Origin of the sequence: Hymenobacter telluris, assembly GCF_017313265.1 — a bacterium.
Taxonomy (GTDB): Bacteria; Bacteroidota; Bacteroidia; order Cytophagales; family Hymenobacteraceae; genus Hymenobacter; species Hymenobacter telluris.
Map to the genome: position 1 here is coordinate 36,174 of NZ_JAFLQZ010000017.1, position 15,866 is coordinate 52,039.

11 protein-coding genes are annotated in these 15,866 nt (G+C 58.4%); 6 read left to right on the forward strand and 5 right to left on the reverse strand.

Annotated features, from left to right (window positions below; genetic code table 11):
• Positions 1–174 precede the first annotated feature (174 nt).
• Positions 175–1,461 carry a hypothetical protein gene (locus J0X19_RS19740; RefSeq protein ID WP_206986153.1) on the forward strand — a complete coding sequence of 429 codons (1,287 nt, stop codon included), beginning with the start codon at positions 175–177 and terminating at the stop codon, positions 1,459–1,461.
• Between the two features lie 10 nt (positions 1,462–1,471).
• Here the strand turns inward: J0X19_RS19740 and J0X19_RS19745 are convergent, their stop codons facing one another.
• Positions 1,472–1,834 carry an MGMT family protein gene (locus tag J0X19_RS19745; RefSeq protein ID WP_206986154.1) on the reverse strand — a complete coding sequence of 121 codons (363 nt, stop codon included), beginning with the start codon at positions 1,832–1,834 and terminating at the stop codon, positions 1,472–1,474.
• A gap of 132 nt (positions 1,835–1,966) precedes the next feature.
• Here J0X19_RS19745 and J0X19_RS19750 point away from each other — a divergent pair, with 132 nt between their 5' ends.
• The 4 genes from J0X19_RS19750 to J0X19_RS19765 all read left to right on the forward strand — a co-directional run bounded on the left by J0X19_RS19750 (position 1,967) and on the right by J0X19_RS19765 (position 8,639).
• On the forward strand, positions 1,967–2,470 hold the full coding sequence (locus tag J0X19_RS19750) for a YciE/YciF ferroxidase family protein (protein ID WP_206986155.1): 504 nt from the start codon (positions 1,967–1,969) through the stop codon (positions 2,468–2,470).
• Between the two features lie 227 nt (positions 2,471–2,697).
• The gene (locus J0X19_RS19755) at positions 2,698–3,852 is read left to right on the forward strand and encodes an efflux RND transporter periplasmic adaptor subunit (RefSeq protein WP_206986156.1); all 1,155 of its coding nucleotides are present in this window, start codon (positions 2,698–2,700) and stop codon (positions 3,850–3,852) included.
• A 227-nt stretch (positions 3,853–4,079) separates the two neighbouring features.
• Positions 4,080–7,157 carry an efflux RND transporter permease subunit gene (locus J0X19_RS19760; protein WP_206986157.1) on the forward strand — a complete coding sequence of 1,026 codons (3,078 nt, stop codon included), beginning with the start codon at positions 4,080–4,082 and terminating at the stop codon, positions 7,155–7,157.
• A 54-nt stretch (positions 7,158–7,211) separates the two neighbouring features.
• The gene (locus J0X19_RS19765; protein WP_206986158.1) at positions 7,212–8,639 is read left to right on the forward strand and encodes a TolC family protein; all 1,428 of its coding nucleotides are present in this window, start codon (positions 7,212–7,214) and stop codon (positions 8,637–8,639) included.
• 24 nt (positions 8,640–8,663) lie between these two features.
• On the opposite strand, the gene J0X19_RS19770 is transcribed toward J0X19_RS19765, so the two are convergent.
• The gene (locus tag J0X19_RS19770) at positions 8,664–9,074 is read right to left on the reverse strand and encodes a hypothetical protein (protein WP_206986159.1); all 411 of its coding nucleotides are present in this window, start codon (positions 9,072–9,074) and stop codon (positions 8,664–8,666) included.
• Between the two features lie 306 nt (positions 9,075–9,380).
• Between J0X19_RS19770 and J0X19_RS19775 the strand changes: the two genes are divergently transcribed.
• Positions 9,381–9,572: a hypothetical protein gene (locus tag J0X19_RS19775; RefSeq protein WP_206986160.1), complete on the forward strand. Its 192-nt coding sequence runs from the start codon at positions 9,381–9,383 to the stop codon at positions 9,570–9,572.
• Between the two features lie 156 nt (positions 9,573–9,728).
• Here J0X19_RS19775 and J0X19_RS19780 read toward each other — a convergent pair whose 3' ends face one another.
• The 3 genes from J0X19_RS19780 to J0X19_RS19790 form a co-directional block, all read right to left on the reverse strand.
• Entirely contained in the window at positions 9,729–11,000 is a 1,272-nt protein-coding gene (locus J0X19_RS19780; protein WP_206986161.1) for a zinc dependent phospholipase C family protein, read from the reverse strand.
• Positions 11,001–11,257: 257 nt separating this feature from the next.
• Positions 11,258–13,756: a fibronectin type III domain-containing protein gene (locus J0X19_RS19785; RefSeq protein ID WP_206986162.1), complete on the reverse strand. Its 2,499-nt coding sequence runs from the start codon at positions 13,754–13,756 to the stop codon at positions 11,258–11,260.
• Between the two features lie 522 nt (positions 13,757–14,278).
• Positions 14,279–15,775, reverse strand: coding sequence for a calcineurin-like phosphoesterase C-terminal domain-containing protein (locus tag J0X19_RS19790; RefSeq protein ID WP_206986163.1), 1,497 nt, complete (start codon positions 15,773–15,775; stop codon positions 14,279–14,281).
• Between the last annotated feature and the right edge of the window lie 91 nt (positions 15,776–15,866).

The following is a 15,866-nucleotide window of genomic DNA, read 5'->3' on the forward strand; positions in this document are numbered from 1 at the left end:
TCTTGTGGCTTGGTGTAAGCACACCGAGTTAGCAAATTAGGAGCCGCTACAGGCATCATAACCAGATTAAACGAACACTTAACAATTAGCCATCATCTTATGAAGCTGCGTTATTTACCTCTTTTACTGTTGCCCTTATCTAGCTATGCGCAGGGACCAGTTTATCAGGTTGAAATGACCACCCAAACACTTACGCTACCGAACCCTAAGTTCTATGTGGCGGAAGTGCTGGACTTACGCATCAACAAAAACACCATTGGCTGGGTGCAGCGGGGCCTGAACAACCTGCCTACGCCCGCCAACCTGAAAGACGGCGCGGCGCCTTGCCTAACCAAGTGGCTCCAAAACCAGCTGCCCGCCCAGCCCACTGCGCGCCCGGTTATCATGCGTATTCACAACCTGCGGGTGGCAGAAGTAACCAAGGCTACCTCCGAAAAAGCCAGCGCCATCGTGGACGTAGATTTTGTCGTGCAACAGCCTGACGGCAATTATTACGTACTGCTGCGGCACCCCGACGAAGAAATTCACGGCGGCCTTGAAACGACGGGATTTCATGATGACAACATTGCTACGTGTATTCAGCGCGGGCTTACGCTGCTGAATACGCTGCCTTGGGAGCAGCGCCTAGCGGGTGCGCAACCCCTCAGCGCCGAGCAGATTCATTACCGCAACGGCAAGATACCAGCCCCCTATACCTACCCGATTCTGACGGCAGCCACTCCCACCCGCGGCCTCTACAACAGCTTCCTCGATTTCCGCCGCAATCAGCCTGACACTGCTACGCCGTTTGAGGTGGAGCGCAAGCCCCGAACCAGCGCCGAGTGGCAGAACACCGACGAAATTACGCTCTACAACAGCACTGGTGCTACCCGCGCTGAATTACCCAAGGTGTGGGGCTTTTCTGATGGTCAGCAGTTATTTATTCGGCACCGCAACCGCTATTATCCCTTGCGGCGCGCCGGCAACGACTTTTTGTTTGAAGGCCATGCCGGAGCCGATGCGGGTGCCATGAACACAGCCGGAGTAGTTGGTGGGTTGGCAGGCACGGCCATTGCTGCGGCAGCTACTAGCGGCAAACGCCAGGAATACACGCTGGACATGGCCACGGGCCGCGTATCCGATTTTGTGTATATGGAACGACTCAGCCAGCGCGACACGGCTATGGTAGTAGTATACCGTCGGCCGGGCGGTGCCAAAAGCACTGTTGACGTGCTGCTCGATGGCAAAGCCTTAGGCGAACTACCAGCCAACAATATGCTGGAAATACCCTGGACCAACAAAACCCAGGAAGTCACGCTATGCACTGGGGGCGCCACGCCGGCCTGCTATTCCTTCATTCCCGATTTCACGGCCGTCAACTACGTGGAACTGAAACTGAAGTCGGATACGGACAAGCCTGTGCTGGAGGCAGCCCCCGTAAAGGAAGGTGTTTTTTACACCAAGAAGATGCGGCGGCCGTAGCAGTTTGCTCCTACTCCAACTCCACGCTCGGGTCCCAGAACACGGTTTTAAAGTCCACCACTTGGTCATCGGCTATGCGGACGCCTTCCGCTTCGAGGGCTTCCTGCATGGCGGTGGGCGTGGCAAAGTGCATGCGGCCGGTCAGGAGCCCGTTGCGGTTTACCACACGCTGCGCCGGAACATCGTCGAGGCCGTGGGCGGGTACGGCAGCAATGAGGGCGTAGCCTACCATGCGGGCCCCGTGCTTGGCCCCCAGGTAGTGCGCAATGGCTCCGTACGTACTCAGCCGGCCCCGCGGAATAAGGCGCACCACTTCGTGCACTTCCTGAAAAAAATTACGGCTGGCTTCGGAGGGGTTGCGGGGCAGGCTCATGGGCTGGAAGGATGGAAATAACCTTAACAAGGTAGAGAGCTGGCAGCCGGTAGCCAAGCCCGACCATAACACCCGACCGAGGTTGCGCGTACTGCCAACACTTTCCTTTCCATCCTCAACTAGTTCTGTATCATGGGCCTCTTCTCCGATAAACTCAGCACCCTCGACGACCTTTTCCACGAGCAACTCAAAGACCTGTACAGCGCCGAAACGCAACTCTTGGAGGTACTACCCAAAATGGCTGACAAGGCCAAGGACTCGGGCCTGAAAACTGCTTTCCAAACGCACTTGCAGGAAACCAAAAACCAGGTAGCCCGTCTCGAAAAAATTGGCAAACTGCTGGACATCAGCCTGACCGGCCACAAGTGCAAAGCTATGGAAGGCATCCTGAAAGAAGGCTCCGACATGATTCATGAAGACGCCTCCGACGAAGTAAAAGACGCCGGCCTAATTGCCTCGGCCCAGCGCGTCGAGCACTACGAAATTGCGGGCTACGGCACAGCCGCGCACTACGCCCAGCGCGTTGGGCAGAACGAAGCAGCCATGCTGCTGCACGAAACGCTCAACGAAGAACAAGCCGCCGATACCAAGCTCAACAACCTGGCAAAAGGCTACATCAACCAGAAAGCTCTCTAAGATTTCAGCTTGCAGAAGACCACTTTCGGAAACCCGGTTGACTGATTGGTCGGCCGGGTTTTTCTTTGAAACAGCGGGGGCTGCAACCTAGGCCCATTTTTGGTGTCATACCGCCATACTGGCCGCGTCTACTTTGGCGGGTTAGTCAACTTAAATCAGCCGATTCGCGTTGTGGAACGTTGCCTGCTTCAACGAGTTAGGTACCTCAGCCGGAACCCACCCAGTATATGCAAACCAAGGAGCAAGAACAAGTAGAAGTAACGCCAGCTCCCGCCGGCAAAAGCAACCGTGTGCTATGGATAGTAGTAGCCGTGGCCTTAGTGGCCGGGCTGGTATTTGTGAAGATGAAATATTTTCCGTCCACCAACCCCGATGCCAAAGGCGGCGGTAAGGGCGGAGCAGGCAAAGGAGGCGCCGGGGGTGGCGGCGGTGGCAAAGGCGGTGGCCAAAAGCTGCCCGTACAGGTGTACGTAGTGAAAGCCACCAGCCTCTCCGACCAGGTAGCGGCTACGGGCTCGGTGCTGGCCGACGAATCGGTGGTGATTAAGAGCGAGCTGTCGGGCAAGATTACCAGCCTCAACATTCGGGAAGGCCAGCCGGTGCGCAAGGGCCAGCTGCTGTTCAGCATCAACGCCGATGAGGCCCAGGCCGCCATCAAGAAGCAACAATACAACATCAACCTCTACCGGGACCAGGAGCGCCGCCAACGCACTTTGCTCGACAAGGAATACATCAGCGCCCAGGAATACGAGCAAGCCAACAACCTGCTGCTCACGGCCCAATCCGACTTGCAGGCGCTGCGGGCCACACTGGATAAAGCCTACGTGAAGGCACCTTTCGATGGGGTGTTGGGTTTGACTACTGCCACCGTGGGCACCTACGTAAGCCCTGGCTCGGAAATTACCACTCTCTCACGGGTGCGGCCGGTCAAGATTGACTTTGCCGTGCCGGGCCGCTTCGCCAGCAACGTGCGCGTGGGCGACGTGGTGAGCGTGACGGACGAGGGCACCAACAAGAAGTACGACGCTAAAGTCTACGCCATCGACCCGCAGATTGACCCCGTGAGCCGCACCCAGCCGGTGCGCGCCCGCTACGCCAATACCAACAACGAGCTGCGCCCCGGTGCTTTCGTGAAAGTGAACCTGCAACTCGGCGAATCGACGGATGCCTTGCAGGTACCCACCGAATCGGTAATTCCGGAAGCCAGCGGCTATAGCGTGTACACCGTGGAGAAAGGCAAAATGGTGCCGAAGAAAGTGAAAATCGGTATTCGTTCTGACAAGGTAATTCAGATAACTGATGGCTTGGCCGTTGGTGATTCTGTACTCCGGACTGGCATTTTGCAAGTCAAGCCAGGTGATGCGGTTAGAGTGACCAAGTAGAACGAAAAGCTCCCCTCCTTAGCCAAGGAGGGGATGTTTCAGCACCGCTGAGACTGGGGTGGTTGGCGTCGTTGCTGACGTTGTTTAGGCTGCTAAACCACTTCTCGTTTCCACTTAGTTGGTTCAAACAACATCAGCAACGACGCCAACCACCCCAGTTGCGGCTCTCGCCGCAACATCCCCTCCTTAGCTAAGGAGGGGAGCTTTCCGTTTTGACAAGCAGCATTATGAGCTTATCCTCCACTAGTATAAATCGGCCGGTTCTCGCCATTGTGATGAGCCTGGTTATTGTGATTTTCGGCGTGATTGGGTTTCGGTACCTCAGCGTCCGGGAATACCCCAGCGTCGATCCGCCCATTATTACGGTGTCGGCTAGCTATACCGGGGCCTCGGCCGACGTAATGCAGGGCCAGGTGACCGAACCGTTGGAAGAAGCCCTCAACGGCATTGCGGGCATCAAAAACCTGACGTCCAACTCGCGCGACGGCCGCACCCAGATTACGGTGGAATTCGACCTCGACGCCGACCTGGAAACTGCCGCCAACGACGTGCGGGACAAGGTTTCGGGTGCGCAGGGCCGCCTCCCCCGCGACATTGACCCGCCGGTAGTGAGCAAGGCCAACGCCGACTCGCAGCCGATTGTAATGACCTACCTCAGCTCCACCCAGCGCAACCTGCTGGAGTTGACCGACTACGCCAACAACGTGCTCAAGGAACGCCTCCAAACCATTCCGGGCGTGTCGGAAGTGCGGGTATTTGGCGAGCGGAAGTACTCGATGCGCCTCTGGCTGGACCCCGTGAAACTGTCGGCGCTGGGCGTGAGCCCCGTGGACGTGCAGGCCGCCCTCACCCGCGAAAACGTGGAACTGCCCAGCGGCTCGGTGCAGGGGGAGGCCACGCAGCTCACGTTGCGCACCATGGGCCGCCTCACCACCGTCGAGGATTTCAACAACCTCATTATCCGCAAAGACGCCTCTTCGCTGGTGCGCCTCACCGACATTGGCTACGCTGAGCTATACCCCGAAAACGACCAGACCATCTTCAAAGTAAACGGCGTACCGATGGTGGGCGTGGCCGTTATTCCGCAGCCCGGCTCCAACCAGATTGACATTGCCGAAGAGTTCAACAAGCGTATCGAGCTGTACGGCAAGGATTTGCCCAAAGACCTGGTGTTGAAGCCCGGCTTCGACAACTCGGTGTTTATCCGGCAGTCCATCAACGAGGTAGAGCATACCATTGTCGAAGCCTTCGTGCTGGTGGTGGTTATCATCTTCCTGTTTCTGCGCGACTGGCGTTCTACCCTCATTCCGGTGGTGGCCATTCCGGTGTCGTTGGTGGGCATTTTCTTTGTGATGTACCTGCTTGACTTCTCCATCAATGTGCTCACGCTGCTGGCTATTGTGCTGGCCATCGGGCTGGTGGTGGACGATGCCATTGTGGTGCTGGAAAACATCTACTCGCGCATCGAGGAAGGCGAAGACCCCAAAACGGCCGCCATTAAAGGTTCCGAGGAAATTCTGCTGGCCGTAGTGAGCACCACGGTGGTATTGGCGGCAGTGTTCCTGCCGGTAGTGTTCCTGACGGGTATCACCGGGCGCTTGTTCCGCGAGTTTGGCATTGTGGTGGCTGGTTCGGTGTTGATTTCAGCGTTTGTTTCGCTCACGCTCACGCCCATGATGTGCTCGGTGCTGCTCAAGCGCGAGGAAAAGCACAACTGGTTTTACCGCAAAACCGAGCCGTTTTTCGAGCGGCTGATTGGCGGCTACAAGAGCAGCCTGCAAACCTTCCTGCAAAACCGGTGGCTGGCCTGGCTGATGGTGGCGGGTACGGGCGCGGGTATCTGGTTTTTCATGGGCGTGCTGCCCTCCGAGCTGGCCCCGGTGGAAGACCGGAGCCGCATCAACCTGAACGCCACCGGCCCCGAGGGCGCGTCGTTTGAATTCATGGATGCCTACATGGACCAGCTCAGCAAGCTCGGCGTAGATTCGACGGGCGCCGGCAACCTGAGCAGCGTGTACGCCGTGACGTCGCCGGGCTTTGGCGGTGGCTCCAACTCCGGCCGGGCCCGCGTGCTGCTGCTCGATGCCGACAAGCGCGAAGTAACCCAGGACCAGATTGCCGCCAAGCTGTCGGCGGGCGTGAAGAAGCTGACGGCGGCGCGTACTTCGGTGTCGCAGGACCAGAGTATTGGCAACGGCGGCGGCGGCTTGCCGGTGCAGTTCGTTATCCAGACCCAGGACTTTGAGAAGCTGCGCGAAGCCGTACCGAAATTCCTCGACGCCGCCCGCCAGGACCCCACCTTCCAGTACGCCGACGTGGACCTGAAGTTCAACAAGCCTGAGCTGCGCGTGACCATCGACCGGGAGAAGGCCCAGAGCCTTGGGGTTTCGGTGCAGAGCATTTCGCAAACGCTGCAATCGGGCCTCAGCGGGCAGCGCTACGGCTATTTCATCAAAGACAGCAAGCAGTACCAGATTATCGGGCAGGTGGCGCGCGAAGACCGTAACCAGCCGCTGGACGTGCGTTTGCTGTCGGTGAAAAACGCCGATGGCCAGCTCGTGCAGCTCGACAACGTGATTCGGCTGGAAGAAAGCAGCACCCCGCCCCAGCTCTACCGCTTCAACCGCTACAACTCGGCCACGTTCTCGGCCTCGCTGGCCCCCGGCAAGTCGCTCGGTGATGGTATTGCCGCCATGCAGGCTATTGCCGACAAGCAGCTCGACGAAACCTTCACCACCGAGCTGGCCGGCGCCTCCCGCGACTTTCAGGAAAGCTCGTCGTCGCTGATTTTCGCCTTCGGGCTGGCTTTGGTGCTGATTTACCTGGTGCTGGCCGCGCAGTTTGAGAGCTTCCGCGACCCGGTAGTAATCATGGTGACGGTGCCGCTGGCTTTGTCCGGGGCGTTGCTGAGCTTGTGGTACTTCAATCAAACGCTGAACCTGTTCTCGCAGATTGGCATCATCATGCTGATTGGGCTGGTAACTAAGAACGGTATCCTGATTGTGGAGTTTGCCAACCAGCAGGTAGAGCAGGGCAAAGATTACATGACTGGCCTGATTGAAGGCGCCACGGCCCGTTTCCGGCCGATTCTGATGACTTCGCTGTGCGCCATTTTGGGTATTCTGCCCATTGCTATTGCTACGGGTGCGGGTGCGCTCAGCCGCCGGGCCATGGGTATTGGCGTGGTGGGCGGCCTGTTTTTTGCTACCGGCCTCACGCTGTATGTGGTGCCTGTTATGTACTCGTACTTCGCTACCGCCAAAAAGCACAGCGCCCAGCCCCAAGACAAAAAAGTGGCGGCTTAGTCTGCCTTCCCCTACAGCCCACCCGATTTCTGTTCTAGCAGTTAGTAGTTCCTGATGTTTTCCTTCCGCTTCTTTCCCACGTTTGCCTTCCTGACGCTGCCGCTGCTCAGCTACGCGCAGCAACCGGTGTTGCCTTCCAAGCAGCCCGTAACCCAGCCCCAGTCGAAAGCCCAAACGGAGAAGCCCGAAACCGTGGCCAGCGCCCCTCCCCTCACGCTGGCCGAAGCCATCCGGATTGCGCTGGAAAACAACTACGATATCCGGCTGTCGAGGCAGGATGTGCGGATTGCGGAAAACAACGTAACGCGCGGCAACGCCGGCCAGCTACCGGTGGTAAACGGCAACTTCACCCGCACGTTCAACCGCAACAACGTGCGGCAGGAGTCATCAAGCCGGCCCGAGCCCAGCATTGCCAGCGGAGCCAAATCCAACCTGTTGAATGCCAACGTGGCCGCCACCTGGACCATTTTTGATGGCTTCGGGATGTTCATTGCCTACGACCGGTTACAGGCCTTGGAGCAAAGCCAGCGCCAGCTTACCCGCGCCACTATCGAGGAAGCCGTAGCTAACATTACCGACGCGTACTTTGTGGTGGTGCGCGAGTCCGGCAAAATCAAGTCGATTGAAGAGGCGCTCAAAATCGGGCAGGCCCGCATCGACCTGACGCAGGCCCGCGTAGATGTGGGCGTGGCGGCCAAGGTGGAGGTGCTAACGGCCCGCGTGGATTACAACGCCGACCGGTCTATCCTGATTCAGCAGCAGGAGTTCCTGAAAACCGCCAAAATCAGTCTCAACAATCTGCTGGGCCGCAACCCAAACCAGGATTTTCAGCCCCAGGATTCCATTGTAGTAACGGAAAACCTGCGGCGTGAAGAGGTACTGCAAGCCATCCGGGTGAACAACCCCCGCCTGCAACAAGCCCGCACTAACACAGAAGTAGCCACCTACGACCGGAAACTGGTGCGTGCCTCCCGCTTCCCGCAAATCGGGCTGACCTCGGGCTACGGGCTCAACCGCAACATCAACGGGGCAGCCTTTTTCGGTACCCAGCTGGTCACCAACACCGGCCGCACGTATGGGCTGAACTACGGCGTAGTGGCCTCCGTACCAATTTTCGACGGCTTCAACCGCACCCGGCTGGAACAGAACGCCCGTATTGTGGAAGAGCAAAGCCAGCTGCAACTCGGCCAAACGCAGCTCCAGCTGGATGCGGAAGCCGAGCAGGCGTTTGCCCAATACCAAAACCGCCTGCAACTGCTGCAACTAGAGGAAGCCAATATTCTGCTGGCCCGCGAAAACGTGGCTATTACGCTGGAACGGTACCGCCTAGGCCTGCTCACCCCCCTCGACCTGCGCGTGGCTCAGCGCACCCAACTCGATGCCGAAGTGCGCCTGCTTGATATTCGCTACCAGGCCAAGCAAGCCGAAATTGTGCTGCGCCGCCTCAGTAGTGGGCTGGTGCAGAACGGCGGCGGGCAGTAGCAGCCCCACTCACAACGTGCATTATTATCGTTGCTCACGCAGCCACTCCTCCGCGGCTTGGGCGTCGTCAAACACCTGCAGCTGAATATTACCACCAAACGATTCGGCTTCCAGCGCGCTAACTTCGTGCAAGAGGTCGTTGGGTTGCGTGATGTGCGCAATGTAGCGCAGCCCGAGGCGCGTAGCTTGGGGCGCCCACACCGTCCGGAGCCATTCCACCGAGTCGAACCAGGGGCCGCGCAGGCCGCTGTTGTCGTTGAGCAGGTAAGGACAGTGGAAGGTTTGCATAGCCTCCAGGAAGCCGGTAGCCCCTTCGTAGGCCTGTTCCGGCTCGATGTAGCCCAGCCAGATGGCCCGTATCCACTGGTTTTCCTCGTCGTAAAACAACTCACACGTACTGCCGTCCTTGGGGTCAATGTTTATAGAAATGCGCATAGCCCCCTAAACGCAGGCGTTAGGCGGCTAGGTTACTAGTGTCGAGGTTAGAGTTTTGCACTTATCCGGCACCCGTTGGTAACTACTTCATAGTGCGCTACCTGGTGGCAAACTCAACAGCTCCTTCTATAGTGTTGTCTGCGGGCTTCGTCGGGGATTGAGCGAGTTTGGCGGCGGGTTGGGGCCGGCTCACCGAAAAGCGCGTTTTCAGGGGCAGGCGGCCAAGTACTTTTGGGCACTTCTTCACCGGATTTGCCACCGCTGGCAACTGGTGTAGAGGCTCGCTCCTTACACACCTGTTGCACCATGTTCACTGTCATCTGCCGCCTGTTTCTGTTCCTAACGCTGGTTCTGGGTATTGCCTGCGCCGCGTTTGAAGCCACTGCCGCCACGCCTGCGTTCCGGCTCCTGCCCCAGCTACGCCTAAGGAACCAGAACCGCATGAAGCTGATGCATCGTCCCAATTACCGCGCCTACAAGCCCCACCGCTACTACTAGGCACTGCGGCCCCCATTTTTCAGCTCCGCTTACACTACCGGCTAGCCTCTATTTTCATTGGGTTTTAGCCCTCTCTCCTCACATTTAAAAAGGCTGCCGGATGTTCCGGCAGCCTTTTTTATTGCGCAGCAGCAACACGCTATTCCTTCGCCGTTATCAGTTTAGCTTCAGGTCGCGTAGCTGCTCTAAGGCTTTCAGAGTCTTTTCCCGGGTTTTTGCTTCCTTCTCGTCTTCATCAATGGGTGGCTTAGATGAAGAATCAAAGAAGGCCAAGATGTTCCGGCGGACCGGCGGCGTGACCCCCTCAAACTTCTTATCGGCCAGTTGGCGCAGCCACTCACCGTAGGTTTCGTCGGTTAGCTCGTACTCCCCTACTTTGGTGGGCTTTCCGGTATCGAAATCGGTGTTGGGCAGGCGCTGGGCGCCTACCTGCGCGGTGTCACGGGGCTCGGCTTCCACAAACCGGCAGTAGCCAATCATCACGTTTTGGAAGCTGGCCTTGAATAGCTGCTGGGCTTCGGGAGTGGGCAGCTTGAAGGCAAACGGCCGGAGCGGCCCGATTTTGGGCAGCACCCGCACAAAATAAGACAGAATACGGGCGCCGGTGCCCGGTTTCTGATAATCGGTACCGTACAACCTGCGATACTCTTTCTCGCTCTGGTTGTACACGTATTCGCGCCGCCGCGCCCGGGGGCTGAGCCGCCGGATTTCCTTTTTCTGCGACTGCCACGCGGCCCGGCTGGCAATAGGAATCAGCTGGCGCACCGCAAACCGAAACGACTCGATGGCCAGGTCCACGTTGAAAACCACGTTGCCTAGCTCTAAACCATACGTTTTCTGGAACGCCCGCTCCAGCACCGGCTTCGATACCTTGAAACCGATGGAACGCTGGTATTCGGCGGTGCGGTAGCGGCCAGTAGCCAGCTGCACTACATCGAAGGCAAACTCTAGCTGCGTGTGCTGAATGGGAGCTTCCTCATACGTGATGTTGTTGCCGAACTTGCGCTTCAGGTCGGGGTACACCGAGGGCATAGCCCGGTTGGTACCCTCCGGATGCCCGATAACATCGGCCGCGTAATGCGCCAGCGCCCCGAGTGCAAAAGCGTATTCGTCGCGGTTATGGGCCTCATTCAGCAGGTTGCGCACAAAGTCGCCGCTGCGGACGTAGTGCGTGAGGTTGGTAAACAGCTTCGACCCCATCGGGTAGTAGCCCATGTCCTGCAAAATAGAGCCGCCGTACGCGTAGGCTTTGGCCTCCAGAAGTTGCTCCTCGGTGGCGCCGGGGTAGCGCCGTTGCAGCAGCGGCGCCAAACAACGCACCCACGATGAATCGATATTGGCTTGATGCGTCAGCACCGAATAGCCGGAAGCAGAAAACGGAACCAACAGCACCACCAACACCAAACTTCGCAATAAGCACTTGAGCATGGGAACAGGCCCTGAACAGGCTGTCGGGAAATTCCGGCGCTGTTAAAGCACTGTCTTTACGCGCAAGCCCAACAGGAGTTGTGCTTTAAAGAGTTGTTGGTACAGGAGACAGTGAAAGCACCTATCCAATTGCTTGCTTTTTACTGCCCAAATGCAACAAGCCCCTGACGTTAGTACGCCAAGGGCTTGTTTTGATAACACTACCTAAAGACACTCGATTCGGTAGGGCCGGGGACTATGTCCTCTACCCTATCTACCTACTCTAGTACCACTTTGCGCGTAATGAAAAGGCCATCAACCTGCACCCGCAGCGTGTAGAGGCCTTTGGCCAGGGTACGCACGGCCAAGGGCTGCTCGGCGGTTCCGCTCCGCAAGCTTACGGCCTGCGTAAGCACCTGCTGGCCCAGGGCGTTGAAGAGCGACGCCTGCGCGGTGGTGGTAGTGGCGCCAGCAATGCGGAGCGTCAGTTGGCCGGTGTTGCTGGGGTTGGGATACACTGCTACTTGTCCATTTGGCAACTCGTTGCGGGTGGCCAGTACGCCCTGCCCCAGTTGCAGCGAGAAGCTACCCGGAAAGTCGCTCGACGAATACCCCGACACCGACACGTAATAGGTTGCGCCGGGCGTCAGGCTGGTTAGCACCTGGCCACCAGCGGCGGTATTGGGGGCCGTACCACCCTTGCAGCTGATCTGAGTGAACGGACCGGAGCAGCTAGCAGCCGAAAACACGCGCACCTGTCCGGCGGGGTTGCCAATAGCCACCAAGCTCATGCTGGTGCTGCCCGTAGCTGGCACTACAAAGCGGTACCACACATCCTTTGGGGCCGAAGCCGTGGTGCAACCCGGATTTGCGTAGCCGTTTACGGCAGTGGTAGTGGCGCCCAGGTTCGTGGTCTGGATGGTTTGATACGCTCCATTCGGGCCGGTGGTCAGGAGTACGGCGCCGCAGGGTTCATCATTGATGGAAGGCGGAATCAGAGTAGTAAAAGTAGCCGTTACAGGCACCGACGTCTGGCCGGGGCCGCAGTTGCTCACCACACCCACCGTGTACTGCGTCAGGCCCTGCAAGCCGGTGAGCTGCACCGGCGAGCCGGTGGCCGCTACCGTAACGGGGGTACCGGTAGCAGGCGTTGCTACCACGGTATAGCTGGTTACACCGGTTACGGGCGTAAACGTAACGGTAGCGGAAGTTCCCGTAATGTTGTTTACGGCTACTCCACTTACGCGGGCACAGCTGGCTACTGTCACGTTGTCGAGCCCGATGTCAGTTATACCGAAGTCGGCAACGGCGCGGAAGCGGATAACGGCCGTAGCGGAAGTGCTGGTTAATTGCAGCGTCCGGGTTTGGAACGAGGACGATATGCCTAACCGCACTAGTTGCGGGCCAAACGTAACGCCGCCATCGGTGGAGAGCTGCACCGTCAAGGAGTCGTTACCGCTGGTATTCAGGTATTCGAAGCTCAATTCCTTGTTTCCGGCGGCGCTTAGGTTGACAAACAAATCCAGCGTACCCACCGACCGTGACGAGGCGCTTCCGCTGTGGAAACGCGCCGAATGGTCGCTGCTTTGCCCGCCGGTTGGCGAGTAGGCGTAGGAAGTTGGACTCGACCAGTTGGCGGCCACGCCATCATCTTCGCGGCGCCACGAGGTATTCCCGGTTAGTGGGGAGTTGCGCCAGAAATTGGTGGGCACGTCGCGGGTGTTGCACCGGCTGATCCAGGTGTTTTCAAACGTCTCCTGAAACGGCACCGTGGCGTACAACGGCGTCACACAGTCGCTACGGAAAACGCCGGCGTTGGAGCGTACCGAGCCCACACCACCAGCACACAGCTGGGTTACGTAGAACTGATACTCGGTGCTGGGCGTGAGGCCGGTTACTGTCACGCTCGTGGTTGAGCTCGTAACCGACTGCCCACCGGTACCAGGCGTGAAGCCCGCGGGCCCGTAGTTGATAACGAACGTACCGCCGCCGCCAGTTACCGTCCAGTTCAGGGTAGCCGAGTTGGCGGTAATGCCGGTAACCGTCAGGTTGCGCGGCGTAGGGCAGGCCGAAGGCGGTGCCGGCGTGAAGGCGTATACCTGCCCTGCGGCCGGTACCGTGTTCAGCGAGCTGGTTTCAGTAATGGCGCTAGCCGTGGGTGCGGCCGCCGTGCTGTTCAACGACAAAAACGAAGACGGCGTGCCGCCAGCTAGCCCGATGGAAGCCGAAGGTAAGTTAGGAGCCGTGGTTTCGGGCCGGTAGATGTACTCGATGCGGTTGGTGGTTTCATATAGCTTCACCTGCATCGAGAGCACCGGACCCGTTGCCGAGTAGTTCCACTTCCAGTTCAGCCACTCAAACGTAAACACCCGGTTAGGTGCCGTGCCGGTGGTCTGGTAGCTCGCTACGGCCCCTGCCCCACTCCCGCTCAGGTCGTCCCAGAGGGGAGCCAGCAGCGGCAAATCCGTTGTGCTAGGGCTAGCTAATTCATTGGTTAGTGAACTGCTGGCCGAGCTATTAAACGAAAGAAACCCGTTGGAGCTGGCCTGCACCGTGGTATAAGGCAACCCATCCAAGGAGAACGAAAACCCAATGGGGACGGCCCCAGATATTGCGTCGTCGCTGAGGATGGTTGACACGGGGGTGGCCGTGGCTGGGAGGGCGGCATACGTTCCCTGCGAGGCAGCAAACTGATAGGTATCTATCTGAGCCTGAGCACTACCCAGGCTAGCGCCCAAGAGAACAGAGGTGGTAAGAGCGGCGTGCCAGGTTTTCAAGCGACGCCAGGATGAGCGTAGAGCTTTTCTCATAAGTGCTGAAAAAGGATGGAAAGGTGGTGGACTGTAGTCATGCGGTCAGCATCAGTCTTGCGGGTCAATATAGGCGCAATCCTCTGACCAACAATATTTTCCGACTTTTTCACCTAATATCACTATTTGCAAACGGTTTCGGAGCTTTAATCCAACAACTCCATCCTCTATCTGCCTACAAGGCAAACAGCCCAGCTAGCCCCTGCAAACACCTCCCTTGAAACCAGCATTCCTACGCAAACATCGGAATACCGGCTCGTGTGCTTGTGGTTCGTTGCGAGCTGCTTGCGGTTCATGCAGACTACCTCAGCCGTAGGCCGCACCCTCGCCCGACAGAGCCAGAAACGTAAAAGGGCCGGTGCCCACCCAGACACCGGCCCTTTCAGAACCTCTTCACTCTACTTTCACAGCCCAAAGGTCGGGCTTGGCGGGGCTGCTGGCTAGTGCCATAAGCAAGCTTCATACAAACATAAAGCAGCCAGCTTGAGGCTACACGGCCATCGTGTCGCGGTACACCTGCCCGAACCGGTCGGTTACTTCAATGCGGATTTCCCTGGCTTCTTTCGAGGGGCGGGCGAAGAACAGGTGGTCGGTGAGGGTGGGGTCCACCCACTTGTGCTTGGCGGGCAGCTTTTCGCCGGCTTGCAGCTTCACGGCCATGGGGTCGAGGCCGACTTGCTGGTGCATCTGGCCCTGGAGCTGGCCGTTCTCGAACCACGATACTTTCCACTCCGGGTCCCAGTTCCACACGTTCACCACAATGTCGTCGGGGCGGTCGGGGTGGCTGCCTTTGGGGTAGCTCCGGAACTGATGGTCCCGGTCTTTGCCCACCGATTTGTAGTACCATTTGATGTCCGGGCCGTTCACTTCGTACACGCCGTAGCCGCTGGGCGTGCCGTCGGTGCAGATGGGGCCGGTCCACCAGGCGCCACACACCGCGCCGTGGGTGTGCTCGATGGTGTTTTCGTGGAAGATTTTCTCGCACACGTGGGTGTGGCCCGACATGATGTGCGTTTTGTAGGGCTTCAGCAGCCGGTACAGCTCGGCCCGGTTGGACACCACGCCACCCAACGATTCGTCTTTGAGCTTGTTGCGTCGTTTGTCGCCGCTGTCCACCGGAATGTGCAAGGCCAGCACCACCGTCGTGCCCGGCTTCACGTGGCTGAGGTCCTGCTCCAGCCATTGCAGCTGCTTTTCGGTGAGGTAGCCGATGTACTTTTTCGGCGGCCCGATGAAAAACACGTCATCAAGCACCACGTAGTGCACCTCGCCGCGGTTAAACGAATAGTACGTTGGGCCAAACAAACTTTTGAACGTGTCGGCCGAGCCTTCGTCGGTGCGGGCCGTCAGGTTCATGTCGTGGTTGCCAATCACCTGAAAAAACGGAACGCCCGTTATTTCCACCGCCTTCTTGTAGTCGTCGAACAAATCGAAATGGTCCCACACCAAGTCGCCGCACCCGATGGCAAAGGTGTTCGGGCCATAAGGAGCCGCCAGCGCCTTCAAATCGGGTGCCGATACGGTTATTAGCTGATTGGTGTCTTTCTTATCAATCATCTGCGGGTCGGCCCACACTACAAACGTGTGCTTGGTGTCGTCAGTGGCCAGCTTTTGCAGCGCGAAATCAGCCGTTAGGGACGTGGTGCCCGGCTTGATGGCCTTGAAGAATTGCGCCACGCCCTTGTCGTGCGGAAACGCGTAGCCGCGCGGCAGCGAGATATACACGAATTCGGCGGTGGCGTTGCTGGCCAGGGTGTAGCGGCCGGCTTTGTCGGTCAGCACAATGTTGTAGCCGTCGGTTACGGCTACGCCGGCCACGCCCGTGCCGTTCTGGTGCACCTTGCCTTTGAGGGTGAGGGGCGCGAGGCTGAGCTTGTGGGCGTTGGCTTTCGGGGCGGCGGCTTCGGCCAGGGCCGCCGGGGCCAGCGGCAGGCTGATACCCGCACCCACCAAGCCGATACTTTGAAGGAATTTTCTTCTAAACATGTCTCTGTCTGGCTGTAGAGACGCGACACTTCGCGTCTTGTCGTTGCTGATGTTGTTTACCTTGGCGAGGCGTTACCGACCGTTCAATGCC

Bases quoted from the DNA above. Each gene is read 5' to 3' on its own strand.
- J0X19_RS19745 (WP_206986154.1), bottom strand. From the start codon at position 1,834: ATGAGCCTGCCCCGCAACCCCTCCGAAGCCAGCCGTAATTTTTTTCAG.
- J0X19_RS19790 (WP_206986163.1), bottom strand. From the start codon at position 15,775: ATGTTTAGAAGAAAATTCCTTCAAAGTATCGGCTTGGTGGGTGCGGGT.
- J0X19_RS19765 (WP_206986158.1), top strand. From the start codon at position 7,212: ATGTTTTCCTTCCGCTTCTTTCCCACGTTTGCCTTCCTGACGCTGCCG.
- J0X19_RS19770 (WP_206986159.1), bottom strand. From the start codon at position 9,074: ATGCGCATTTCTATAAACATTGACCCCAAGGACGGCAGTACGTGTGAG.
- J0X19_RS19740 (WP_206986153.1), top strand. From the start codon at position 175: ATGACCACCCAAACACTTACGCTACCGAACCCTAAGTTCTATGTGGCG.
- J0X19_RS19755 (WP_206986156.1), top strand. From the start codon at position 2,698: ATGCAAACCAAGGAGCAAGAACAAGTAGAAGTAACGCCAGCTCCCGCC.
- J0X19_RS19775 (WP_206986160.1), top strand. From the start codon at position 9,381: ATGTTCACTGTCATCTGCCGCCTGTTTCTGTTCCTAACGCTGGTTCTG.
- J0X19_RS19780 (WP_206986161.1), bottom strand. From the start codon at position 11,000: ATGCTCAAGTGCTTATTGCGAAGTTTGGTGTTGGTGGTGCTGTTGGTT.
- J0X19_RS19750 (WP_206986155.1), top strand. From the start codon at position 1,967: ATGGGCCTCTTCTCCGATAAACTCAGCACCCTCGACGACCTTTTCCAC.
- J0X19_RS19760 (WP_206986157.1), top strand. From the start codon at position 4,080: ATGAGCTTATCCTCCACTAGTATAAATCGGCCGGTTCTCGCCATTGTG.